The organism is Xanthomonas campestris pv. badrii, from assembly GCF_012848175.1.
GTDB classification, from domain to species: Bacteria; Pseudomonadota; Gammaproteobacteria; order Xanthomonadales; family Xanthomonadaceae; genus Xanthomonas; species Xanthomonas campestris_C.
In genome coordinates, this window is sequence record NZ_CP051651.1 from 846,221 (window position 1) to 870,353 (window position 24,133).

The 24,133-nt window shown below is 65.1% G+C and carries 18 protein-coding genes and 8 tRNA genes; 16 read left to right on the plus strand and 10 right to left on the minus strand.

Annotated elements, in window-relative coordinates; genetic code table 11:
- Positions 1-88: 88 nt before the first annotated feature.
- The 8 genes from lpxH to HG421_RS03655 all read right to left on the minus strand — a co-directional run bounded on the left by lpxH (position 89) and on the right by HG421_RS03655 (position 10,982).
- Positions 89-832, minus strand: coding sequence for a UDP-2,3-diacylglucosamine diphosphatase (lpxH, locus tag HG421_RS03620; RefSeq protein ID WP_169705259.1), 744 nt, complete (start codon positions 830-832; stop codon positions 89-91).
- Between the two features lie 500 nt (positions 833-1,332).
- Complete coding sequence (locus tag HG421_RS03625) at positions 1,333-1,875, minus strand: phosphatase PAP2 family protein (protein WP_169705261.1); 543 nt, start codon at positions 1,873-1,875, stop codon at positions 1,333-1,335.
- Positions 1,856-2,995 carry a glycosyltransferase family 4 protein gene (locus HG421_RS03630; RefSeq protein WP_169705263.1) on the minus strand — a complete coding sequence of 380 codons (1,140 nt, stop codon included), beginning with the start codon at positions 2,993-2,995 and terminating at the stop codon, positions 1,856-1,858. Before HG421_RS03630 ends, HG421_RS03625 begins: the two co-directional genes overlap by 20 nt.
- A gap of 237 nt (positions 2,996-3,232) precedes the next feature.
- Positions 3,233-4,759, minus strand: a complete 1,527-nt coding sequence (gene ppx, locus HG421_RS03635) for an exopolyphosphatase (RefSeq protein ID WP_169705265.1) — start codon at positions 4,757-4,759, stop codon at positions 3,233-3,235.
- A gap of 58 nt (positions 4,760-4,817) precedes the next feature.
- Positions 4,818-6,920 carry a polyphosphate kinase 1 gene (gene ppk1 / locus HG421_RS03640; protein ID WP_169708074.1) on the minus strand — a complete coding sequence of 701 codons (2,103 nt, stop codon included), beginning with the start codon at positions 6,918-6,920 and terminating at the stop codon, positions 4,818-4,820.
- 121 nt (positions 6,921-7,041) lie between these two features.
- The gene (gene phoR, locus HG421_RS03645; protein ID WP_029219268.1) at positions 7,042-8,370 is read right to left on the minus strand and encodes a phosphate regulon sensor histidine kinase PhoR; all 1,329 of its coding nucleotides are present in this window, start codon (positions 8,368-8,370) and stop codon (positions 7,042-7,044) included.
- A 75-nt stretch (positions 8,371-8,445) separates the two neighbouring features.
- Positions 8,446-9,135, minus strand: a complete 690-nt coding sequence (phoB, locus tag HG421_RS03650; RefSeq protein WP_002806631.1) for a phosphate regulon transcriptional regulator PhoB — start codon at positions 9,133-9,135, stop codon at positions 8,446-8,448.
- Between the two features lie 200 nt (positions 9,136-9,335).
- Positions 9,336-10,982 carry a M48 family metalloprotease gene (locus HG421_RS03655; RefSeq protein ID WP_169705267.1) on the minus strand — a complete coding sequence of 549 codons (1,647 nt, stop codon included), beginning with the start codon at positions 10,980-10,982 and terminating at the stop codon, positions 9,336-9,338.
- Positions 10,983-11,131: 149 nt separating this feature from the next.
- Between HG421_RS03655 and grxC the strand changes: the two genes are divergently transcribed.
- From grxC to HG421_RS03670, 3 genes are all read left to right on the plus strand, one after another.
- On the plus strand, positions 11,132-11,437 hold the full coding sequence (grxC, locus tag HG421_RS03660; RefSeq protein WP_064508694.1) for a glutaredoxin 3: 306 nt from the start codon (positions 11,132-11,134) through the stop codon (positions 11,435-11,437).
- Positions 11,434-11,829 (plus strand): carboxymuconolactone decarboxylase family protein, encoded by a 396-nt coding sequence (locus tag HG421_RS03665; RefSeq protein WP_169705269.1) that lies wholly within the window; start codon positions 11,434-11,436, stop codon positions 11,827-11,829. Before grxC ends, HG421_RS03665 begins: the two co-directional genes overlap by 4 nt.
- 272 nt (positions 11,830-12,101) lie before the next feature.
- Positions 12,102-13,109: an isocitrate dehydrogenase gene (locus HG421_RS03670; RefSeq protein ID WP_039571876.1), complete on the plus strand. Its 1,008-nt coding sequence runs from the start codon at positions 12,102-12,104 to the stop codon at positions 13,107-13,109.
- Between the two features lie 141 nt (positions 13,110-13,250).
- Here HG421_RS03670 and HG421_RS03675 read toward each other — a convergent pair whose 3' ends face one another.
- Positions 13,251-14,012: a Bax inhibitor-1/YccA family protein gene (locus HG421_RS03675; RefSeq protein WP_169705271.1), complete on the minus strand. Its 762-nt coding sequence runs from the start codon at positions 14,010-14,012 to the stop codon at positions 13,251-13,253.
- A gap of 152 nt (positions 14,013-14,164) precedes the next feature.
- On the opposite strand from HG421_RS03675, the gene HG421_RS03680 reads away from it, so the two are divergent.
- From HG421_RS03680 to HG421_RS03695, 4 genes are all read left to right on the plus strand, one after another.
- Positions 14,165-14,241: transfer RNA gene (locus HG421_RS03680), tRNA-Pro, on the plus strand.
- A gap of 41 nt (positions 14,242-14,282) precedes the next feature.
- Positions 14,283-14,359 (plus strand) — tRNA-Arg (locus tag HG421_RS03685).
- A gap of 32 nt (positions 14,360-14,391) precedes the next feature.
- Positions 14,392-14,468, plus strand: a tRNA-His gene (locus HG421_RS03690).
- Positions 14,469-14,560: 92 nt separating this feature from the next.
- A tRNA-Lys gene (locus HG421_RS03695) sits at positions 14,561-14,636 on the plus strand.
- A gap of 242 nt (positions 14,637-14,878) precedes the next feature.
- Here the strand turns inward: HG421_RS03695 and HG421_RS03700 are convergent.
- Positions 14,879-16,141 carry an alpha/beta hydrolase family protein gene (locus HG421_RS03700; RefSeq protein WP_169705273.1) on the minus strand — a complete coding sequence of 421 codons (1,263 nt, stop codon included), beginning with the start codon at positions 16,139-16,141 and terminating at the stop codon, positions 14,879-14,881.
- 578 nt (positions 16,142-16,719) lie between these two features.
- Here HG421_RS03700 and HG421_RS03705 point away from each other — a divergent pair.
- From HG421_RS03705 to HG421_RS03745, 9 genes are all read left to right on the plus strand, one after another.
- Positions 16,720-16,804, plus strand: a tRNA-Leu gene (locus tag HG421_RS03705).
- 197 nt (positions 16,805-17,001) lie between these two features.
- A complete protein-coding gene (gene tig / locus HG421_RS03710; RefSeq protein ID WP_169705276.1) occupies positions 17,002-18,294 on the plus strand; it encodes a trigger factor in 1,293 nt (430 codons plus the stop codon).
- Between the two features lie 92 nt (positions 18,295-18,386).
- A complete protein-coding gene (gene clpP / locus HG421_RS03715) occupies positions 18,387-19,013 on the plus strand; it encodes an ATP-dependent Clp endopeptidase proteolytic subunit ClpP (RefSeq protein WP_002806026.1) in 627 nt (208 codons plus the stop codon).
- A 125-nt stretch (positions 19,014-19,138) separates the two neighbouring features.
- Entirely contained in the window at positions 19,139-20,425 is a 1,287-nt protein-coding gene (gene clpX / locus HG421_RS03720; RefSeq protein ID WP_005920420.1) for an ATP-dependent Clp protease ATP-binding subunit ClpX, read from the plus strand.
- A 145-nt stretch (positions 20,426-20,570) separates the two neighbouring features.
- On the plus strand, positions 20,571-23,042 hold the full coding sequence (gene lon, locus HG421_RS03725; RefSeq protein ID WP_169705277.1) for an endopeptidase La: 2,472 nt from the start codon (positions 20,571-20,573) through the stop codon (positions 23,040-23,042).
- A 214-nt stretch (positions 23,043-23,256) separates the two neighbouring features.
- Positions 23,257-23,529 carry an HU family DNA-binding protein gene (locus HG421_RS03730; RefSeq protein WP_002806049.1) on the plus strand — a complete coding sequence of 91 codons (273 nt, stop codon included), beginning with the start codon at positions 23,257-23,259 and terminating at the stop codon, positions 23,527-23,529.
- 11 nt (positions 23,530-23,540) lie between these two features.
- Positions 23,541-23,615 (plus strand) — tRNA-Val (locus HG421_RS03735).
- Between the two features lie 28 nt (positions 23,616-23,643).
- Positions 23,644-23,720 (plus strand) — tRNA-Asp (locus HG421_RS03740).
- Between the two features lie 92 nt (positions 23,721-23,812).
- A tRNA-Asp gene (locus tag HG421_RS03745) sits at positions 23,813-23,889 on the plus strand.
- Positions 23,890-24,133 lie beyond the last annotated feature (244 nt).

Here is a 24,133-nt window from a genome sequence, read left to right on the forward strand (position 1 = left end):
CAGGTGCCGACTCCCGGCCGCAGCGCGAACGTAGTGCTCGCTGGTACGTGAGCGGCGGGTTGGCCGCTCGCAACACACTGGCGGCGCACTACAGCGGCAGCTGTTCCAGCGCGACGCCGTCGGCATCCACGCGCAGCACCGAGCCTTGTTCGTACCAGTCGCCCAGCACGATGCGCGTGCAGGTGCGGTCGCCGGCCTGCACGGTATGGATGGCGGGGCGGTGGGTATGCCCATGGATCAGGCGATCCACACCGTAACGCACGAAGGTGGTCTCCACCTCGGACGGCGAGACATCGGTGACGGTTTCCAGTTGCGCCTGATCGCCTTGCTGGAGTTCGGCGTAGCGGGCCTGGCTTGCGGCACGCGCCTGCTGCGCGAAGGCCACGCGCGCGGCTAGCGGCTGCGACAGGAATTGCGCCTGAAACGCCGGGTCGCGCGTCTGCGCGCGGAACGCCTGGTACGCGGTGTCGTCGGTGCACAGCAGGTCGCCGTGCATCAGCAAGGTGGTGTGACCGTACAGGTCGATCACCGTGGGGTCGGGCAGGATGCGGAAACCTGCACGCCGCGCATAGTGTTCGCCGACCAGGAAATCGCGGTTGCCGGCCATGAAGAACACCGGCACGCCCGCACCGGCCACCGCATGCAGCGCCAGCGCGACCGCATCGGCCGCGGTTGACGGGGTGTCGTCGCCGATCCAGGCTTCGAACAGATCGCCAAGGATGTACAGCGCATCGCTGCCGGGCACCTGCGTGCGCAGGAACTCCAGGAACAGCTCGGTGATCGCCGGCCGCGCCGGATCCAGATGCAGATCGGAAATGAACAGGGTCGTCATCGCGTCATTGTACGGCGGGAGCGCGGGACGGGAATGCAGCAAGCCCCTCTCCTGCGGGAGAGGGGGTGGGGTGAGGGTACGGGCGAAGCCACTCGACGATCGAAACACCAGGCTTCGCACGCACCCGCATCCGCCCCTGCGGGGCACCTTCTCCCCCATAAAGGAGGACAATGTCCCGGCGGGAGAAGGAACAGCCCGCCGGGCTGGAGGATTCGTTCGCCTCCAGGACACGTGTGGCCTGCAGCAGCAAGCCCCTCTCCTGCGGGAGAGGGGTTGGGGTGAGGGTACGGGCGAAGCCACTCGACGATCGATAACACCAGGCTTCGCACGCACCCGCATCCGCCCCTGCGGGGCACCTTCTCCCCATCAAGGAGGACAATGCCCCACAGGGAGAAGGACGAGCAGAGACGCTCTGAAATTTGCTGGGTTCGTCTGGGCTCCCTGTTCGCACGCATTGCGCCGGTCGGTCAGAGACCGGTTCTCACGCAAGCCTCTATCGCTTACCCCAGCAGCGCAGGCAGCCCCCACAGCGACAGGCTGGCCAGCACCATGCCGATCGCCGTTGCGGCGAGCACGTCGCTGGGATAATGCAGGCCCAGCACCACGCGCGACAGCGCAACACCGGCAGAGAACGGCACCAGCAGCGGCGCCAGCGACGGGTAGTAGGCCAGCGCCACGATGCTGAAGGACACCGCGTGCAGGGTGTGCCCGGACGGAAAGCTGAACTCGTCCAGCGGCGCCACCCAGGCGCGGATGCGCACGTCGGCCGCGTAGGGGCGCGGGCGGCGGGTCCAGCGCTTGAGCGCCTTGTATAGCGTCAGCGCCAGCACGCCGGTGGCAGCCATGTGCGCGGAGGCACGCACGCCGTCCATGCCGTCGAGCAGCACCAGCAGCCCCATCAGGCTGTACCAGAATACGCCGTCGCCCAAACGGCTGATCGCGGCAAACGCGCGCCGCACCGGATGGCGACGGCACCAGTGATTGGCACGCCGGCACCAGCGCGCTACGTGACCGCGCCATACCTCAAGCCGCGTTGACGACATAACGCCCCCGTGCAGCGGTGATGCCCAGCAACAGGGCTTCGAAGTCGGACACCACAGTGTCCGGGTGCAGTTTCTTCATCGCCTGCGCGGCGGCCGTCCCCAGGCGCTGACGCAGTGCATCGTCCTGCGTCAGCGCCACGGCGGCCTGGACGAAGGCCTCATCGGTCTCCACCGCCGCGCCGGTCTGGTCATTGCGCAGGTACTCGCGAGCGGCGCCGTAGTCGAAGGCGACCGTGGCCACGCCGCTGGCCATGGCTTCCAGGGTCACATTGCCGAAGGTTTCGCTGCGGCTGGGAAACAGGAACAGATCGCCGCTGGCGAAGTGGCGCGCCAATGCATCGCCACGCTGGACACCGCAGAAAATGAAGTCCGGATTATCGTGCGCAAGCTTCTCGCGCGCCGGGCCGTCGCCCACCCAGACGAAACGCGCCTTCGGGCGGATCTGCTGCAGTTTGCGGAATGCATGCACAGCCAGCGGCAGGTTCTTTTCGTTGGCGATGCGCCCGACGTAGATCGCGGCAAAACCTTCGCCTTCGATCCCCCATTCCGCCCGCAGTGCCGGATCGCGCCGCGCCGGATCGAACTGCTGGCTGTCGACCGCACGCGCCAGCACCTGCACGTGCTGGAAGCCGTCATCGCGCAGGGTCTGCTGCAGCTCGCGCGTCGGTACCAGGGTGGCTTCGGCCTGGTTGTGGAAGCGCCGCATCCAGCGCAGCGCGGTGCCTTGCAGCCAGGCCGCGCCATAGTCGGGCAGGTATTCGTCGAAGCGGGTATGGAAGCCGCTGGCCACCGGAATGCCGAGCCGGCGTGCGGCCCGCATCGCCGACCAGCCCAACGGGCCTTCGGTGGCGATGTAGATCGCATCCGGTTGGCTCATGCGCCAGTGGCGCACCAGGCGCTGCGTGGCCGGCAACCCGAACTTCAGCCCCGGGTAGCGCGGCAGCGCCGCGCCACGCACCAGCAACGCATCGGCGGCCTCGGCCGCATCGCCGGTCTGGCGTGGGCGCACCACGTCCACCTGGTGCCCGCGCGCGCGCAGCCCGGTTTCCAGGCCATGCACCGTCAGTGCCACGCCGTTGACTTCGGGGGGATAGGTTTCGGTAACGATCGCGTAGCGCATGCCCGTTCTCCCGTTTTCGCTAGCTTCCGGGAGGGCGATGGCATTGATGTTGCGCCGACAAGACGTGGCGGTGACAGTGGAATCGGGAATCGGGAATCGGGAATCGGGAGTCGGGAATCGCAACAGCGCAGCGTTGCTTGTGTTAGCGCATGGTCGCCTGTGAGAAATCTGCATCAGAAGCCGGTGACCGACAATTCCCGATTCCCGATTCCCGATTCCCGATTCCCGATTCCCGCCTCAGGTCACAAACGGTTTGAAGGCGATACCCAGGCCGGCCATGCTTTCCACTTCGCCGATCAGGTCGGCGCGCAGCAGCGGGCGTGAGTCGATCCAGCTTTGCGACAGGATCAATGACAGCCGTGTGTCTTCGGCGGTGAGTTCCAGGGTCGGAATCGGGTCCGCCTCGTGTGCGCGGTGCAGCAGCACCGCCAGGCGCAGCAGTGCGGCCTTGCGGCGGGTTGGCAGCAGCAGGCGGTCGGGCAGGGCGTCGAAGGCGGTCTTGGGCACGTTGCGCCGATGCGTGCGCACCAGCGCGGCCAGCACCTGCTGCTCCTGCCGCGAAAAGCCGGCGATATCGGAGTGCTCCAGGATGTAGCTGCCGTGCACGTGGTACTGGCTGTGCGCGATGATCAGGCCCAGTTCGTGCAGGCGCGCGGCGCGGCGCAACACCTGCGCATCGTCGCCGTCCAGTTGCCAGGAGTCGCACACCTGGTCGAACAGGCGGCAGGCAGTGGCCTCCACGCGTTGCGCCTGTACTTCGTCGATGCCGTAGCGCTGCACCAGCGAGGCCACCGAACTGTCGCGCGGGTCGTTCTGGCCGCCGCGGCCAAGCATGTCGTACAGGATGCCTTCGCGCATCGCCGCCTTGCTGACCATCAGCTTCTCCAGCCCCAGCGCCTGGAAGGCCGCTTCGAGCACCAGGATGCCGCCGGCAATGATCGGCCGGCGTTCGGCGGCCAGCCCGGGCAGCTGGATGTCTTCGATGCGCTTGGCCTTGAGTAGCTCCTCGCGTAGCGCCGGCAGCGCCTGCGCGGTGATCGCGCCCTTGGTGAGCTTCATTGCCGCGCAGATCTCGCCGATCGCCTTGTGCGTGCCCGACGAGCCGATCGCTTCGTGCCAGCCCAGCGCCTTGTACTGGCCGGCGAACTGCTGGAATTCGGCGCCAATCTCGGTCAGTGCGTCCTTCCATTTTTTCTTGGACAGCTTGCCGCCCGGGAAAAACCGCCGGGTGCTGGCGATGCAGCCAGCCTGCAGGCTTTCGCGCTCCAGGGTCTGGAATCCTTGGCCGATGATGAATTCCGTGGAGCCGCCGCCGATGTCGATCACCAGCCGGCGCTGGTCTGGCTTGGGCGGTTGCGCGTGGGTCACGCCGAGATAGATCAGGCGTGCTTCCTCGCGCCCGCTCACCACCTCGATCGCATGACCGAGCGCGGTTTCTGCCGGCATCAGGAACGTCTGCGGCGAGCGCAGCTGACGCACCGTATTGGTTGCCAATGCACGCACGCGCAGCGAGGGTACGTCGCGGATGCGCTGGCCAAAGCGCGCCAGACATTCCAGTGCGCGCTGGCGCGCCTCGTTGGACAGGCCGCCCTTGCCATCCAGCCCATCGGCCATGCGCACGGTTTCGCGCAGGCGGTCGACCACCCGCAGCTGACCCATCAGGTAGCGCGCGATGACCATGTGGAAACTGTTGGAACCTAGATCGATGGCGGCAAGAAAATCGCCATCACGCAGGGGGGCAATCGTGGGGGAGGAGGTCGGCATGGGCCGCATGGTAGCCGATGCACCGTTGGCCACGTGAGAGGCCACGGCCGCGGCGTTTTCAGATCCGATCGAGCAAGGTCATCTGCGCCGAATGGGCCGGTTCTCCGGGGGCAGGGGTGCGCTTGTGGTAGACGCCTTCGGCATCCAGTTCCCAGGCACTGACGTTGTCGTCCAGATAGTTCTGCAGCACTTCGCGGTAGACGCGCCGTGCCAGGTCCGGCTCCAGGATCGGGAAGCAGGTCTCCACCCGGCGCAGCAGGTTGCGTTCCAGCCAGTCGGCGCTGGCGCAATACAGCTCGGCCGCGCCGTCGTTGCCGAACCAGTACACGCGGCTGTGTTCCAGAAAGCGCCCCACGATCGAACGCACGCGGATATTGTCGGACACGCCCGGCACCCCGGGGCGCAGCGTGCAGGCCCCGCGGATGATCAAATCGATCTGCACGCCGGCCTGCGAGGCGGCGTACAGGGCGCGAACCACCTGCGGTTCGTTGAGCGCGTTCATCTTGGCGATGATGCGGCCAGGGCGGCCATTGCGGGCCAGGCGGGTTTCGCGCTCGATCCGTTTCAGCACGCCGGCATGCAAGGTGAAGGGCGACTGCAGGAGTTGATCCAGCTTCATGCGCGGGGCCAGCCCGGACAACTGCTGGAACAGCATGTGCACATCGTTGCCGATCTCCGCATCGGCGGTGATCAGGCTGATGTCGGTGTACAGCCGCGCGGTGCCGCTGTGGTAGTTGCCGGTGCCCAGGTGCACATAGCGTTTGAGCTTGCGTCCCTCGCGCCGCACGATCAGCAGCATCTTGGCGTGGGTCTTGTAGCCAACCACGCCATACACCACCTGCACGCCGGCCTCCTGCAACTTGTCGGCCAGCCCCAGGTTGGCTTCTTCGTCGAAGCGCGCGCGCAGCTCCACCACCACGGTCACGTCCTTGCCGTTGCGCGCGGCCAGGATCAGCGCATCGACGATCAACGAATCCTTGCCGGTGCGGTACAGCGTCTGCTTGATCGCCAGCACGTTCGGGTCGACCGCCGCCTGGCGGATGACATCCAGCACCGCGGTGAACGCATCGAAGGGGTGGTGCAGCAGCACATCGCCCTTGCCGACGATGTCGAAGATGCCTTCGCTGTCGCGCAAGGTGCGCGGGTTGAACGATGGGTACTTGAGCTCGGGGCGCTGCACCAGGTCGTAGACCTGGGTGACGCGGCTGAGGTTGACCGGGCCTACGATGCGGTACACCGCGTTCTCGTTCAGGCCGAAGTTCTGCAGCAGGGTGCGCATGATCGGCGCCGGGCAGTCGTGCGCGATCTCCAGGCGCACCGCCGGCCGGTAGCCGCGCGTGACCAGTTCGTCGCGCAAGGCGAGCGCAAGATTTTCGACTTCTTCCTCGTCCACCACCAACTCGGAATTGCGGGTGACGCGGAACTGGTAGGAGCCCTTGACCTGCATGCCCGGGAACAGTTCGTCCACGAACTCGGACAGCACCGAGGACAGGAACACGAAACTCTGCGCACCTTCCGGCGACAGGCTGGCCGGCAACTGGATGATGCGCGGCAACGAACGCGGCGCCCGCACGATGGCCAGGTGTCCGGCGCGACCGAACGCGTCCTGGCCTTCCAGCACCACCACGATGTTCAGGGTCTTGTTGAGGATCTTCGGGAACGGATGCGCCGGATCCAGCCCCAGCGGCGACAGCACCGGCATGATCTCGTTACGGAAGTAGGCGCGCAGCCAGCGCTTCTGCCGCGCCGTCCACGCGCTGCGGCTGAGCACGGCCACGCCGGCCTCTTCCATCGCCGGGCGCAGCACCTCGTTCCAGGCGTGGTACTGCTGCTCCACCAGCTTGGCCGCGCGATCGTGCACGGCATTGAGGATGGCCGTGGGGCTCAGGCCATCCGGTGCCGGCGGCAGGCCGAATTCCTGCGCATGCCGCACGGTGGCGGCGCGGATCTCGAAGAATTCGTCCAGGTTGGTGCAGGAAATGCACAGGAAACGCAGGCGTTCCAGCAGTGGCACCTGTTCGTCCAACGCCTGCGCCAATACCCGGAAATTGAAGTCCAGCTGCGACAGCTCGCGGTTGATGTACAGCGCCGGATCACGCAGCGGATCGGTGGCGATGTCGTCGCCGGGTGTGACGTCGTGCAGTTCTTTGGCGTGGCCCATGGAGTCGGTCATCAAGGCGAATGGGTGTGCGTGGTGTGCGGCGCGTGGGCCGTGGCGCAGGCAATGCGACACGGACAGCGCCGGTGCATCGCGCCGCGTTGCGGCCTGCACCTCTTACATATCACGCCGAGCGTGACAGTGGCAGGGACTGTTCGCGTTGCACGACACGGGCGGCCACGAAATGGCATGAGAATTCGCTGCCGCGTCCCACCTCGCTTTCGATGTCCAGCCGCGCCTGGTGCAGGCCCAGGATGTGCTTGACGATCGACAGCCCCAGGCCGGTGCCGCCACTCTCGCGCGAGCGGCTGCTGGACACGCGATAGAAGCGCTCGGTGATGCGCGGCAGATGCGAGGCGGGGATGCCGTAGCCGGTGTCGCGCACCGCCAGCGCCGCACCGTCGCCTTCGCGCAGGAAGCGGATCGTGACCGTGCCGCCGCCGGGCGTGTAGCGCACCGCGTTGGTCACCAGGTTGGAGAACGCGCTATGCAGTTCCTTGTTGGAGCCGAGCAGATCCACGCCGGCCTCGTCGATGACTTCCACCGTGTGCCGGCCCTGGCTGTGCGCCTCGGCCTCGCGGCGCAGGGTGGACAGCATCGGCGCCATCGCCACATGTTCTTCGCCGAGTTCTTCCTGCGATTCCAGCCGCGACAGCGTCAACAGATCCTCGACCAGCTGCGCCATGCGCTGGGATTGCTTGCGCATCTCCGCCAGCATCGGGCCAGAGTCCGGGAAGTCTTCCGGGTCGAGCATGTCCAGGTAGCCGTGCACCACCGTCAATGGGGTGCGCAGTTCGTGCGAGACATTGGCCACGAAGTCGCGGCGTACCTGCTCCAGGCGCAGCAGCTTGCTGACATCGCGTGCCACCAGCAGCCAGTAGTCGTCCGAATACGGGATCAGGCGCAGGTTCAGGCGCAGGTCCGGGTCCACCGGCGAGGCCGCATCCAGCATCGGCTCGGCGTTGCGCCCGGCGGCCAGCCAGTGGGCCAGCGGCAACGGCTGCAACCGCTCCACCACCGACACGCCCATGTCGCCGGGATGGTGCAGGCCCAGCAGGCCGCCGGCGGCCTTGTTGAACCACTGCACGCGCTGGCTGTTGCGGTCCACCACCACCACCGCATCCGGCAGCGCCTGCGCGGCGGCGCGGTAGGTGCGCAGCATGTCGATCAGGCGTCGCTTGCGCCCGCGCATTTCAGCCTGGCTGCGGTACAGCAGCCGGTCCAGCTCGTTCCAGGCACCGACGCCGGCGGCCGGCTCGGCGCGCTGGCGCGCGGTGAGCCGGCGCAGCACCTGGCGCAGCCGCCAGTAATGCCAGCTCAGTACGCCCAGCGCGGTGAGCGTCAGTGCCATCCACACATGCTCGATCAACACGCCCACCACGACGGCAGCGCCCAGCAACAGCGCAAGGGTGCCGAGCGTCTTGAGCCAGGCGGAACGGATATGTTGAGGCATGGAAGGCGTTACCACGAAGCGTCAGGTAGGCAGCTGCCCGGCCCGTGCGGCGGCCCGGCGGCTGTGCGGCAACGATCAGGTCGCCGACGAAAAACGATAGCCCGAGCCACGCACGGTCTGCACCATGTTTTCCAGGCCGAACGGTTCCAGCGTCTTGCGCAGGCGGCGGATGTGCACGTCGATGGTGCGCTCTTCCACATACACGCTGCCGCCCCAGACATGGTCCAGCAGCTGGGTACGCGTATACACGCGCTCGGGGTGGGTCATGAAGAAATGCAGCAGGCGGTATTCGGTCGGGCCGATCGGCACTGGCGCATCGCCGGCGAACACGCGGTGCGCGGCGCCATCGATGCGCAGGCGGCCCACCGCCACGCTGCCGTCTTCGTCGTCCTCGCGGGTGCGCCGCATCACCGCACGGATGCGTGCCAGCAACTCACGGGCGGAGAACGGCTTGACCACGTAGTCGTCGACCCCGGCTTCCAGGCCGCCGACACGGTCGTTCTCTTCGCCGCGCGCGGTCAGCATGATGATCGGAATCTCGCGCGTCAGCTGCTCCTTGCGCCAGCGCCGTGCCAGGTCAAGGCCGCTGGTGCCCGGCAGCATCCAGTCCAGCAGGATCAGGTCTGGCACGCGGTCGGCGATGGCGGTCTGCGCTTCGCGCGCGTCGCCGGCATGGATGGGTTCGAACTCGCCTTTGCGCAGCGCGAACGCCACCATGTCGCGAATCGCGGGTTCGTCATCGACGATCAGAATGCGTTTCTGCACGCGGGGCTTACCGTCTGGCTTTGGTGATCGCCAGTAGACTACGGTTTTGTGACTCTAATGTGACATGGTCCGCGCAGCCCGTCGGCGGCGCGCGGCCCTCACAAGCGGACTGAACTTGAAAAGCGTGACAAGGTCCAGTACGTCGCACGGCACACTGTCATCCGAATCCCGAATCCCGAATCCCGATTCCCGCCCAGGCATCACTGTGGCGACAGGTCCGGGTCGCGAATTCCCTGCCGACGCAGCTCCAGCACCGTGGGCGTGATCGCGGCGATGCGCGCATCCACCCGCGCCCGTGTCACATAGTCCAGGTCCTTCTTCTTCAGCGCTTCCAGCTGCAGCAGGGCCTGCTCCGGGCGCCCGTTCAGATACGCGGACTCGGCATAGGCCTCGCTGGCGCGCAGATGGTCCCCGGCCAGCTCGCAGGCGCGGGCATAGGTCTGCTGCAGCAACGGATCCTCGCCACTGCGATGCAGCAGCGGCTCCAGCACCTGGCGTGCCCGCTGGCCGGATTGCTTGTTGGCCTGCTCGTTGAGCGCACCGGCATAGGTCAGCGCCACTGCGCGATTGTTCGGCAACTGCCTGAGCAGGGCATCGAAACGCGCGTTGGCCGCCTCGCGCTGGCCGACGCGTGCCTGTGCCTCGCTCAGGCCCAGCGCCAGCCACAGATTGTCCGGGTGCGCCTCCAGCAGGCTGGCCAGTTCGGACACCGGTTCGCTGGGCCGGCCGCCGCTGTTGCGCAGCCGGGCCAGCGCCAACCCGTAGCGCTGCGCATCGCTCAGGCCCTGCTTGGCGCTGCGGCGCAGGTTCTCGTATTCGCGGATGGCCGCATCCGGCGTGCTGGCGCTGAGCACCCGCAGGCGCTCCTTGGCCCAATCGAAGCCCTGCTGGTCGCCGCCGCGGCTGAGCGCATCCACCGGCAACCGCAGCGCGTAGGGCAGCAGCGCGTTTCCGTTACGGCTCAACGGCTCCGACAGCGATGGGTCGGCCGGATCCACGCGCTCCTGGCGCGTGCCGCCCGGCACCGAGGTGGTCAGCACCACGGTGTTCTTCTTCATCTGCTCGGCGCGTGCCTTGGCTTCGCTGATGCGGGTGGTGGTGACTGGGTGGGTCTGCAGGAAATCCGGTGCGCTGTAGCCGCCCTCATTGGCGCGCATCGCCACCGACATGCGTTCGAAGAAGCCGGCCATCGCGTCCACGTCGTAGCCGCTGCGCACCAGCGTGCGGATGCCCAGCCGGTCGGCTTCCGATTCGTTGGAGCGGGTGTAGTCGATCTGGCGCTGCTGCATCAGCCCCATGGCGCTGGTGATCGTGGCCATGGTGGCATCGCCCTTGGAGTTGCCACCGGCCTGCTGCGCGGCCACCACTGCGGCCAGCATGCCGAGCAGGATCGGGATCTGGTCGCGTTGCGCGCGTTCCACCCCGCGCAGCACGTGCTGCTGGGTGACATGGGCGATTTCGTGCGACAGCACCGCGGCCACTTCGTCCTCGCGCTCGGCGGTCAGCACCAGCCCGGCGTTGACCGCGATGTAGCCGCCCAGCGTGGCGAACGCATTGATCTGGCGGTCGCGCAGCATGAAAAAGGTAAACGGCTGCTGCGGTTGATCGCTGTTGGCGCCCAGGCGGGTGCCCATGGTCTGCAGCCAGTCGCCGATCAACGGGTCGTCCAGCACGTAGTCGTAGTTGCGCAGCTCGGCCAGCATCATCTTGCCGTACTCGGCCTGGCGCGCCGGCGTCAGCAGCTCGCCGGCCGACGAACCGATATCGGGCAGGCGGTTTTCCTGCGCAGGTGCCACGCCCATGGCGACGGCCAGGGTCAGGGCGGTAGCGAGCGGAAGCAGGCGCAAGTGGAACTCCCAGGTAGTGCGCGGAGCATGCGGGCAGCACGGCGCGGCGGCGTGAATCGGCAATTAATCCACAGTGTTGCGGTGGCGAGGTGGAAATTCCAGTCGCCCGTTACCATGTGTCAGACCTCAGACCAACCACGGAGTTTCCCGTGAGCCAAGAACACACCGGGCAGGATGCGGCCGCCGGCCCGCAGATCACCTTGTATTCCACCGCCATCTGCCCGTACTGCGTGGCAGCCAAGAACTTCCTCAAGAGCAAGGGCCAGACCTGGACCGAGGTGCGGATCGACCTGGACCCGGCCGAGCGCGAGAAGATGGTCGCGCTGGCGCGGCGCACCAGCGTGCCGCAGATCTTCGTCGGCGACGTCCATGTGGGTGGCTACGACGACATGATGGCCATGCATCGCGCCGGCAAGCTGGAACCGCTGTTCACCGGTACGGGCGGCCAGGCATGAGTGGTTCCGACGAGGGCAGCGCCGACCGCCTGCGCGAGTTCACCGAGTTCCGCCAGCGCATGAACCAGCGCATCCTGGCCGAGCCCAACCAGGTCGTGCGGCGCTTCTTCGCGCTCGACACCCAGACCTACCAGACCGGCGCGCTGGACGTGAAGACCAAGGAGCTGCTCGGGCTGGTCGCCTCGATGGTGCTGCGCTGCGACGATTGCATCAGCTACCACGTCGCCCAGTGCAAGGAGGCGGGGGTGAGCCGTGAGGAGTTCTTCGAGACCTTCTCGGTCGGCCTGGTGGTTGGCGGCTCGATCGTGATCCCGCACCTGCGCCGCGCGGTGGATTTCCTCGACCAGCTCGAAGGCGGCGCGCAGGCGCCGGCACAGCATGCGCATGGTTGATGGGTTGCTGGTGAGCGGCTGATTGACGTTCGGGATTCGGGATTGGGAATTCGGGATTAGTGAAGGGCCGTTCGCGCGCCGCCGTTGAGGCGGCGCGTTGCGTTTGGATGGTCGGTACGCGTCGGGTTGCCCGCCTCTCGTCCATGCCTTAGACCAAGGTCGGTTTGGGCGCCTTCGCCGGCATCGGGCATAATTGCCTGTGAAACCTCCTTGCGCTGGTGAGCCGGGCTTCCGGCTGGCGCTCCCCCCTTCAAGTTCGGAAACCCAACGTTATGACGCAGACAATCACGGTCATCCGCGGCGACGGTATTGGCCCGGAGATCATGGATGCCACGCTGTTCGTGCTCGACGCGCTGCAGGCTGGCCTGACCTACGAGTACGCCGACGCCGGCCTGGTCGCGCTGGAAAAGCACGGCGATCTGCTACCCGAGTCCACCCTGGCTTCGATCACCAAGAACAAGGTCGCCCTGAAGAGCCCGCTGACCACGCCGGTTGGCGAGGGTTTCAGTTCGATCAACGTGGCCATGCGTCGCAAGTTCGACCTGTATGCCAACGTGCGTCCGGCCAAGTCGTTCCCGAACACCAAGTCGCGTTTCGCCGATGGCGTGGACCTGATCACGGTGCGCGAGAACACCGAGGGCGCGTACCTGAGCGAAGGCCAGACCGTGTCCGAGGATGGAGAGACCGCGTTCTCCGGCACCCGGATCACCCGCAAGGGCTCCGAGCGCATCGTGCGCTACGCCTTCGAGCTGGCCAAGAGCACCGGCCGCAAGAAGGTCACCGCCGTGCACAAGGCCAACATCATCAAGTCCACCTCGGGCCTGTTCCTGAAGGTCGCCCGCGATGTCGCCGCGCAATACCCGGACATCGAATTCCAGGAAATGATCGTCGACAACACCTGCATGCAGCTGGTGATGCGTCCGGAGCAGTTCGACATCATCGTGACCACCAACCTGTTCGGCGACATCATCTCCGACCTGTGCGCCGGCCTGGTCGGCGGCCTGGGCCTGGCCCCGGGCGCCAACATCGGTCTGGACGCGGCCATTTTCGAGGCCGTGCACGGCTCGGCGCCGGATATCGCAGGGCAGGGCAAGGCCAACCCGTGCGCGCTGCTGCTGGGCGCGGCGCAGATGCTGGACCACATCGGCCAGCCGCAGAACGCCGAACGCCTGCGCGAGGCCATCGTGGCCACCCTGGAAGCCAAGGATTCGCTGACCCCCGACCTGGGCGGCACCGGCAACACCATGGGCTTTGCCAAGGCCATCGCCAGCCGCCTCTGAGCGCACTGGCAACTGCGCACAAAAAGAAAGGGCGCCCAGGGCGCCCTTATCTTTTGCTTGGAAATGTCTGAAGCCACTCCATGCCATCGATCGCAGGGAAACGCTCTTGCGATTCCCCAATCCCGATTCCCGACTCCCCGCTCAATTCCGCGACTGCAGCTTCGACAGCAAGCGCAGGAACTCGATGTACAGCCACACCAGCGTCACCATCAGGCCGAATGCGCCGTACCACTCCATGTGCTTGGGTGCGCCCTGCTCAACGCCGCTTTCGATGAAGTCGAAGTCCAGCACCAGATTCAGCGCTGCCACCACCACGACGAACAGGCTGAAGCCGATGCCGATCAGGCCCGAGTCGTGGATGAAGGGAATGCGCACGCCGAACAGGCCCAGCACGATGGTGGCCAGATAGACCAGTGCAATGCCGCCGGTGGCCGCGACGACACCGAGCTTGAAGTTCTCGGTGGCCTTGATCAAACCGCTGCGATACGCGAACAACAGCGCGAACATGGTGCCGAAGGTCAGCAGCACCGCCTGGAACACGATGCCATTGAAGCGTGCCTCATACACCGCTGAGATCGACCCCAGGAAAAAGCCTTCCACTAGCGCATAGATCGGTGCGGTGACCGGTGCCCAGGTCGGCTTGAAACTGGTTGCCAGAGCGAACACCAGCCCGCCGATCGCGCCTGCGATCATGTACAGGCGTGCGGCTGGCAACGGTGCGCCGTCGGCGCCGATCGATTGCGACCACGCGAACGCGGCGGTGACCACCGCCATCAACAGCAGCAGCCCGGTCTTGTTGACGGTGCCATTGAGGGTCATCGCCTGGCCGTCGCGGGTGACCACCGAGCCGGAGCCGAGGTCGAGGAAGGTGGATTCCCGAAGGGCGGGATTGCCGCTGCGCATGCGTGTTCTCCATGAAATGTAGGTGCCTGCCGACTTGGCGAGCGATACCGCGAGGATACCGGATCGTTCGATTTACACAGAGTGATTGACAGCAAGGCCAATCATTCTCAAAATAGTCGACCTTTCCAGCCTTCGGGACGGAGAGGTCCCGCCGGGGTATAGCGCAGTCTGGTAGCGCGCCTGCTTTGGGAGCAGGATGTCGGGGGTTCGAATCCCTCTACCCCGACCATTCCGAGCTCTTGACGGCGCGGAGTGCGAAGTTCGGTCCGGGCGCCCGTAGCTCAACCGGATAGAGCACCGGCCTTCTAAGCCGGCGGTTACAGGTTCGAGTCCTGTCGGGCGCGCCATCGGCGGTGCGGTAGGAAGCAGGTTTTCAGTGGTGGCTGTAGCTCAGCTGGTTAGAGTACTGGATTGTGATTCCAGATGTCGGGGGTTCGAGTCCCCTCAGCCACCCCACTGAAGCAGGTAATTGCAGGAAAGTGTGACCCGATGCGTCGCGGGGTGTTGCAACGAAGCAAAAACGCACATACAATGTGCGACCAGTTTCAGGGCCGTTAGCTCAGTTGGTAGAGCAGTTGACTCTTAATCAATAGGTCCAAGGTTCGAATCCTTGACGGCCCACCAGACAGGCAGCCACTCAGCGCAAGTTGAGTGGCTGTTTTTCTTTGTGCTGAGGTGCGTTTCCGGCGAAGAAGCAGTCGTGACCGGTGCGTTCGTCATGTTGCGAGTACAAGTGGAGGCGCGTCTCGCGCCAGACACCGGCGGCGCTCTCTCAGCTGCGCAACGGAGCTACAGATCTTCTGTGGCCAGCACTCCTGCAGACGGCGGCAGCATCCTGCGCGCCGTCCTTGGTGTCGCCGGTCCTCCTAGCGCTGCTTGTCCAGCAACTGCTGTCGCACGGCGATCATGCAGCTTTCCTTGCTGGCCAGATGCTCCAGGGCGTCGTTGTCGGCGGGATTGCCGCTTCCCACATCCACCACCGACACCTGCGTGCTGCCGCGGCGCTTGAAGGCGGCGATGGCCGTGGTTGCGTTCTTCAACGGAACGGTAGCGTCGTTGGAGGAGCCGCACAGCAGCGTGCGCGTGCGCGGAGTCCAGTCCAGCAGATCGTTGCGCGCCAGGTCCTGGCGGAATGGGTTGTTGGGATTGCGTGGGACATCCTTGTAGAAGCTCGGTTGGAAGTAGCTGCCAACCTTGTCGATCGTTGGCAACAGTCCGCCCACGGCAAGATCGACCAGGTCATGCTTGCCTGGGAAAAGGCCTTCGACCGTTCCCGCCCAAGGCTCCTGGAAGACTTGCGACGGGGAGAGGTAGACATTCTGATAGGCGTGCTGCATGCCGACCAGCGCGTAAGTCACCAGCACCAGGCCGAAGGTGCTCTCGCCAACGGCATTGCGCCCGCTCCAGCTGTCCAGGAAGGTCTGGCTCAGCGCATACGGTCCGGAAATTGGCGCGCTGGCGACCAGCTTGAACTCGTTGGAAGAGTGCGCCTCGATTTCGCGCTGGGTCGCCATGGCTGCATGGCCGCCCTGCGAGTAACCCGACAGCATGACCTTGCCGGACAGCGGAGTGTTCAGCCGCGCCAGGACCTGGCGTGCGGCGCGCATCGCATCGATGGTCGCGCTGGCTTCGCTGTTCGCGTGCAGGTAGGGATGGAAGGAATAGCTGGATTTGCCCAGGCCCAGGTAATCGGTGCTGACCACCACATATCCCTGGCCGGCCAGTCGGGTCACGAGCGGGTCATCACCCTTGGCATCGCGAATCTCCTTGGCTTGCTCCGCAGCGCGTTGCGGTTCGGTCCCGGAATTCCAGCTCAGTAGCGGGTAGGGGCCTGTGCAGCTGGCACCGCCTGGCACGAGCAACACGCCCGATGCCGTCGTCGGCTCTCCCTTCACGCCTACCGTTGCATAGGTGAACTCGGCCACCCTGACGTCGCATCTGGGGAGATCGCTGGCCTTGTCGTTGGGCAGCAACGCAGCAAGCGTCGTGCGGGTATAGCTGGTGAGGAAGTTGCTGTTGAGCAGGGTGCCGCGTGCGGGCGATGCCATCGCGATGACGGGCAGAAACGCCAGTGCGGTTCCGATGGCATTCAACAGACATGACGCTTTACGAGTTCGCATCTTTCCCATGACATGGTTCCTGGGGTGTCACCGCGGGTGAATGCGGCTGTGTGTGAGGGAGTGGTGGGACGCTTTAAGGTGTTGGCTGCAGGCAATCCACAAGGCGTGTGGACCGAGGCGCGCGCCACGGCGGATTGCGCAGAAATAGGTAGTAGATGGGTGCTGGCGAAGCCCTGGCTGTCCGGGAGGCCAGACTATGTGCCTGTCGAACAGGGCAGCATTCCGCAACAACGAAGCGCACACTCCCCGCGCGAACGCGTGAGCGTCCCTCGCGCCATCGCAGACGGCGATTCATCCGGTGTGCGCTGTCTTCTGCTGCAGCACGTTGCGGACCAGTCGTGAACGACGCAGTCCAGCAGCTGTCGGACCGCAGTCCGCGGCAGCGCGGCGATCCGCCGGTACCGCCAGACGCGGGCTCGGCAATGAATCGTTCACCCAGGCTCCACGGCAGGATCCGCCATCAGGACGGCGCAAGGAGGCACCAAGCCTCGCTGAGTGGCCCAACGAAAGGCGGGCTGGGCCCGGCAGCCAGTGGTGCTTTTTCTTTGCCGGCATCCCTGCAACAATGGTTGGGTGCCTGCGGCATTGCGAAAGTGGCGGAATTGGTAGACGCACCAGATTTAGGTTCTGACGCCGCAAGGCGTGGGGGTTCGAGTCCCCCCTTTCGCACCAATGCGGTGCGGCCGTGAGCACTCCGGCCGCCGCAATGTCGGTTATCCCCTTGCTTTTTGCCCGCCAGGGCGCCCGCCCCGCTGGCAGCGGCCGCCGTTATCGGCGAAACTACAGGGCTCGGCGGCTTTCTCGCCATCCGTCAACCCGCATCTTCCATCTCGTGCCGACGCCGTGCGCTGTCGGTGGCAGGAGTCAACATGCAAGCTTCGATCGAATCCACCGGCACTCTGGAACGCCGCCTGACCTTCACCTTGCCGCAGGAGCGCCTGGAGACGCATGTCGGTGGCCGCCTGCGCGAGCTTGCGCGGACCACGCGCATCAAGGGCTTTCGTCCGGGCAAGGTGCCGCCCAAGGTGATCGAGCAGCGTTTCGGCCAGCAGGTGCGTGCCGAGGCGATGGAAGGCCTGCTGCGTGAGACCTTCGATTCGGCGGTGCGCGAGCATTCGCTGCGTCTGGCCGGCAATCCGCGCATCGACCAGGGCGAAAGCGACTTCGATTTCGTTGCCACCTTCGAAGTGGTGCCGGACTTTGGCGATATCGACGTGACCAAGCTGTCGGTGGTGCGCCATACCGCCGAAGTGACCGACGCCGACATCGACCAGATGATCGAGAACCTGCGCCTGCAGCGCCGCACCTGGAACCCGGTCGAGCGCGGCGCGCAGGTCGGCGACCTGGTGGCGCTGGAGACCTGGTCCCAGGCCGGCGATGAGCGTCTGCCCGCCGAAGGCGTGGAGACCGGCAGCAGCGTGCTGGGCTCGGGCGTGATGTTCGACCAGATCGAAAAGGGCCTGGAAGGCCTGGCAAAGGGTGAGGAAAAGATCCTGAGCGTGGATTTCCCGGCCGAATGGCGGGTACCGCAGCTGGCCGGCAAGACCGTGCAGGTGCATGTCAAGGCAGTGGACGTGTCTGAGCCGGTGTTGCCGGCGGTGGACAAGGAGTTCATCAAGAGCTTCGGCGTGAAGAGTGGCGATGCCGAGCAGTTCCGCGCCGACATCCGCACCAACCTGGAGCGCGAGCTCAAGGGTGCGCTGATGAACCGCCTGCGCCGCGAAGTGGGCGAGCAGCTGATCGCCGCCTATGCGCATGTCGAAATGCCGCCGCGCCTGGTCGAGAACGAAGCGCGTTCGATGCTGGCCCAGCAGGTGGAGCAGGTGCGCCGCAGTGGCCGCGATCCGGGCCAGGTGCCGGCCGATGCCCACCAGGGTTTCATGGATGCCGCCGCCAAGCGCGTGCTGGTCGGTCTGCTGGTCGGTGAAGTGGCGCGCCGTAACGAGCTGCGCCTGGAATCCAAGCGCGTCAGCGAAACGCTGCGTCTGATCGCCTCGACCTACGAAGAGCCGGAACAGGTCATTGAGATGTACCGCAACGACCCCCAACTGATGGCTGGACTGCAGAGCCGTGTCATGGAAGAGCAGGTGATCGACTGGATCGCCGAGCGCGCCCAGCACACCGAGCAGTCGCTGTCGTTCCAGGACGCCATCCGGGCCTGAGGCGGTAGCAAGAGAACCGCGCCCTGCCGTCGTCAGGGTGCGGATAGCGAACACGGGCATCGGCACAGGCCGCTGCCACAACAGGAAGACTGATGAGCATTGTGACCAAAGCCCTGAACCTGGTGCCCATGGTGGTCGAGCAGACCAGCCGTGGCGAGCGTGCGTACGACATCTACTCGCGTCTGCTGAAGGAGCGTCTGATCTTCCTGGTCGGTCCCATCGACGACCATATGGCCAACGTGATCGTGGCCCAGCTGCTGTTCCTGGAAGCTGACAACCCGGAAAAGGACATCAGCATCTACATCAATTCGCCCGGCGGCGTGGTCACCGCCGGCATGGCGATCTACGACACCATGCAGTACATCAAGCCGGACGTCAGCACCATCTGCGTCGGCCAGGCGGCCTCCATGGGCGCGCTGCTGCTGGCATCGGGTGCGGCCGGCAAGCGCTACGCGCTGCCGAATTCGCGCGTGATGATCCACCAGCCGCTGGGCGGCTTCCAGGGCCAGGCGACCGATATCGACATCCATGCCCGCGAGATCCTGACCCTGCGTTCGCGCCTGAACGAGATCCTTGCCAAGCACACCGGCCAGTCGCTGGAGACCATCGCGCGCGACACCGAGCGCGACAACTTCAAGAGCGCCGTCGATGCCCAGGCCTATGGTCTGGTGGATCAGGTGCTGGAGCGCCGTCCGGAAGAGTCGATCCAGCCGTCTTGATCGCCAGGTCGCTGAAATTGCAGGAAAATCCGGCAGGGTCGGGCAGGGCGAATGTCCTCCCGGCCCTGTGCTATTCTCGAAATCGAACCCCCGTGCATCGGGTGGGGTAACTGGGTAACAGAAGCATGAGCGAAGACCGCCAAGGTCGTTCCGGCGACAGCAACAAGATTCTCTACTGCTCGTTCTGCGGTAAGAGTCAGCATGAGGTCCGCAAGCTGATTGCCGGTCCTAGCGTATTCATTTGCGATGAGTGCGTTGAGCTGTGCAATGACATCATCCGCGAGGAACTCGAAGAAAAGGCGCAGTCGGCACGGTCCAGCCTGCCCAAGCCGCGCGAGATCCTCGAGGTGTTGGATCAATACGTGATCGGGCAGCTGCGCGCCAAGCGCACGCTCGCGGTGGCGGTGTACAACCACTACAAGCGTATCGAGAGCCGCAGCAAGAACGACGACGTCGAGCTGGCGAAATCCAACATCCTGCTGGTCGGCCCGACCGGTTCGGGCAAGACGCTGCTGGCCGAAACGCTGGCACGCCTGCTCAATGTGCCGTTCACCATCGCCGACGCCACCACGCTCACCGAAGCCGGCTATGTCGGCGAGGACGTGGAAAACATCATCCAGAAGCTGCTGCAGAAGTGCGACTACGACGTCGAGAAGGCGCAGCAGGGCATCGTTTACATCGACGAAATCGACAAGATCTCGCGCAAGAGCGAGAACCCGTCGATCACCCGCGATGTGTCTGGCGAAGGCGTGCAGCAGGCGCTGTTGAAGCTGATCGAAGGCACGGTGGCGTCGGTTCCGCCGCAGGGCGGTCGCAAGCATCCGCAGCAGGAATTCCTGCAGGTGGACACCAAGAACATCCTGTTCATCTGCGGCGGCGCGTTCGCCGGCCTGGACAAGGTGATTCAGCAGCGCTCCAACGATGCCGGCGGCATTGGCTTCGGTGCCAAGGTCAAGAGCAGCGAGCGCAAGCAGGAAGTGGGCAAGATCCTGGCTGAAGTCGAGCCGGAAGATCTGATCAAGTTCGGCCTGATTCCGGAATTTGTCGGTCGCCTGCCGGTGGTCGCCACGCTGGAAGAGCTGGATGAGCCGGCGCTGATCAAGATCCTGACCGAGCCCAAGAACGCCATCACCAAGCAGTTCAGAAAGCTGTTCGACATGGAAGGCGTGGAGCTGGAGTTCCGTCCCGACGCGTTGTCGGCGATCGCCAAGAAGGCGCTCAAGCGCAAGACCGGCGCCCGCGGCCTGCGCACCATCGTCGAATCGGTGCTGCTGGACACCATGTACGAACTGCCGTCGCAGGAAAACGTCAGCAAGGTGGTGGTCGATGAGTCGGTGATCGAGCACAAATCCGAGCCGTATCTGATCTACCAGGCGCAACCGGCACCGGCCAAGGCCGCGTCCGGGGACTGAGCCCTGCCAGCTGGCCAGCCAGGCTCTGTCCTCGCTGGCGGCTAAAGGCTTTCCGAGCGCTACTTGCAACGCCCAGCCGATGGCCCCATAACGGGGCCATCGGCTTTTTATTGCCCCCCAAATCCCCATTCCTGCGGAGCGCCCCATGGCCCAGTCCCAACCAGAAGTTCTCGATCTGCCGGTGTTGCCGCTGCGCGACGTGGTGGTGTTTCCGCACATGGTGATCCCGCTGTTCGTCGGCCGTGACAAGTCGATGCGCGCGCTGGAAAAGGCCATGGAGGCGGACAAGCGCATCCTGCTGGTGGCGCAGAAATCGGCCGAGACCGACGACCCCGCGGCGGCCGATCTGTATACCGTTGGCACCCTGGCACAGGTGCTGCAATTGCTGAAGCTTCCCGATGGCACCATCAAGGTGCTGGTCGAAGGACTGTCGCGCGTCACCGTCGACAAGGTGGTCGAGCTGGACGGCGCGTTGCAAGGCCAGGGCATCGAAGTGGAGGCCAGCGATGCGCGCGAGCCACGCGAAGTGGAAGCGATCGCCCGTTCGCTGATGTCGCTGTTCGAGCAGTACGTCAAGACCAACCGCAAGCTGCCGCCAGAGCTGTTGCAGACCCTGGCCGGCATCGACGAGCCGGGTCGCCTGGCCGATACCATTGCCGCGCATATCGGTGTGCGCCTGGCCGACAAGCAGCGCCTGCTGGAGATCACCGACATCGGCGAGCGGCTGGAGCTGCTGGTCGGCCTGGTGGACGGCGAAATCGACGTGCAGCAGCTGGAAAAACGCATCCGCGGCCGCGTGAAGTCGCAGATGGAAAAGAGCCAGCGCGAGTATTACCTCAACGAGCAGATGAAGGCGATCCAGAAGGAACTGGGCGACCTGGACGATGCGCCGGGCGAGCTGGAAGAACTGGCCCGCAAGATCGCCGAGTCGGGCATGCCCAAGCCGGTGGAAACCAAGGCCAAGGCCGAACTCAACAAGCTCAAGCAGATGTCGCCGATGTCCGCCGAAGCGGCGGTGGTGCGCAACTATCTGGACTGGTTGCTGGGCGTGCCGTGGAAAAAGCGCACCAAGGTCCGCAAGGATCTGAAGGTGGCCGAAGACACCCTGGATGCCGATCACTATGGCCTGGACAAGGTCAAGGAACGCATCCTCGAATACCTCGCAGTGCAGTCGCGCGTGAAGCAGATGAAGGGGCCGATCCTGTGCCTGGTCGGGCCGCCGGGCGTGGGCAAGACCTCGCTCGGGCAGTCGATCGCCAAGGCGACCAATCGCAAGTTCGTGCGCATGAGCCTGGGCGGCATCCGCGACGAGGCCGAGATCCGCGGCCATCGCCGGACCTACGTCGGGTCCATGCCCGGCCGCCTGGTGCAGAACCTCAACAAGGTGGGCAGCAAGAATCCGCTGTTCCTGCTGGACGAGATCGACAAGATGTCGATGGACTTCCGCGGCGATCCGTCGTCGGCGTTGCTGGAGGTGCTCGATCCGGAGCAGAACAACTCCTTCAACGACCACTACCTGGAAGTGGACCTGGACCTGTCGGAGGTGATGTTCGTCGCCACCTCCAACTCGCTCAATATCCCCGGCCCGCTGCTGGACCGCATGGAGGTCATCCGTATCCCCGGCTACACCGAGGACGAAAAGCTCAACATCGCCATGCGCTACCTGGTGCCCAAGCAGATCAAGGCCAACGGCTTGAAGCCGGAAGAGATCGAGATCGGTGGCGACGCCATCCAGGACGTCGTGCGCTATTACACGCGCGAATCGGGCGTGCGTAATCTCGAGCGCGAGATCGCCAAGATCTGCCGCAAGGTGGTGAAGGAAATCGCGCTGGCCGGCCCGCAGCCGGCGGCCAAGAAAGCGGTTGCCAAGAAGGGCAAGCCGAAGGCGCTGGTGACGGTGGCCTCGAAGAATCTCGACAAGTACCTGGGCGTGCGTCGCTTCGACTTCGGCCGTGCCGAAGAGGAAAACGAGATCGGTCTGGTGACCGGCCTGGCGTGGACCGAAGTGGGCGGCGAGCTGTTGCAGGTCGAATCCACGCTGGTGCCGGGCAAGGGCAACCTGATCCTCACCGGTCAGCTCGGCAACGTCATGAAGGAATCCGCATCGGCAGCCCTGTCGGTGGTGCGTTCGCGCGCCGAGCGGTTGGGCATCGATGTGGATTTCCTGCAGAAGCAGGACGTGCACGTGCACGTGCCCGATGGCGCGACGCCGAAGGATGGTCCCAGCGCCGGTATCGCGATGGTGACCTCGCTGGTGTCGATCCTGACCCGCGTGCCGATCCGCGCCGATGTGGCGATGACTGGCGAAATCACCTTGCGTGGGCGCGTTTCGGCGATCGGCGGGTTGAAGGAAAAGTTGCTGGCGGCATTGCGCGGCGGTATCCGCACCGTGCTGATCCCGGACGAGAACCGCAAGGACCTGGCCGACATCCCGGCCAACGTCACCCGCGATCTGAAGATCGTGCCGGTGAAGTGGATCGACGAGGTGCTGGATCTGGCGCTGGAACGCCCGCTGGCGCCGAAGAAGGCTGGCAAGGAAAAGGCGCGCAAGACTGCTTCGCGCGTGGCCGTCCGCGGCAAGTCGCGCACCACCCCGGGAACCCGCGTCAAGCACTAACGTGCGCTGTCTGAGACGTCCCTAAACAAGCCAAAACCCGCGTCGTTATTGGGTTTTGGCTTGCGTGCTGTTGGGGGCGCTGGTATAAATGCACGACTCGTGGGCGCGGCAAAATGTGATGCGTCACGCGATACCACTTGTGTCGGGTTCTTCGCCAACGGCAAGAGCGCCGATTGTCGATTCCGCGGCGTCTGCCGCAAAGGGAGTTTCAAGAATGAATAAAACCGAATTGATCGATGGCGTTGCCGCTGCCGCTGACATCTCCAAGGCTGAAGCTGGCCGTGCTGTCGACGCGGTTGTGAGCGAAATCACCAAGGCGCTGAAGAAGGGCGACGCCGTCACCCTCGTTGGCTTCGGCACCTTCCAGGTCCGCGAGCGCGCTGAGCGTACCGGCCGCAATCCGAAGACGGGCGACAGCATCAAGATCGCCGCTTCGAAGAATCCTGCATTCAAGGCTGGTAAAGCCCTGAAGGATGCAGTAAACTAATCGACTCGCTAGGGTGCTTAGCTCAGCGGTAGAGCGTCTCCCTTACACGGAGAGGGTCGGGGGTTCGAAACCCTCAGCACCCACCACTAAGCACCAGGCAAAAGTTTCAAGCGCGGAGCGGTAGTTCAGCTGGTTAGAATGCTGGCCTGTCACGCCGGAGGTCGCGGGTTCGAGTCCCGTCCGCTCCGCCAGTTACACCAAAGCCCCTGAGCGATTGGGGGCTTTGTTTTCTCCACGACATGCGTGCTGCGCATGTGGTGGGGTAGATGTCCAAGTTCAAAGCGGAGCGGTAGTTCAGCTGGTTAGAATGCTGGCCTGTCACGCCGGAGGTCGCGGGTTCGAGTCCCGTCCGCTCCGCCAGTTACACCAAAGCCCCTGGCCGTGTGCCGGGGGCTTTTTTTTGGCTTGCGGGCGGTGCTCCTGGCCAGATGGTGTGGCGTGCTGCGTGTGGAAAATCGGCGGTAGCGGCGTTCGACGACGCGGTGCGCGCGCCCGTCTGGATACACCGAATGCGCCTGCATCCCTCCGGCCCCGCTGTTTTTGCACTGCGATCGCGCAGTGACGGGCGCCGGGCTGGGTGCGTGGCGTCAGGCGGGTTACACTG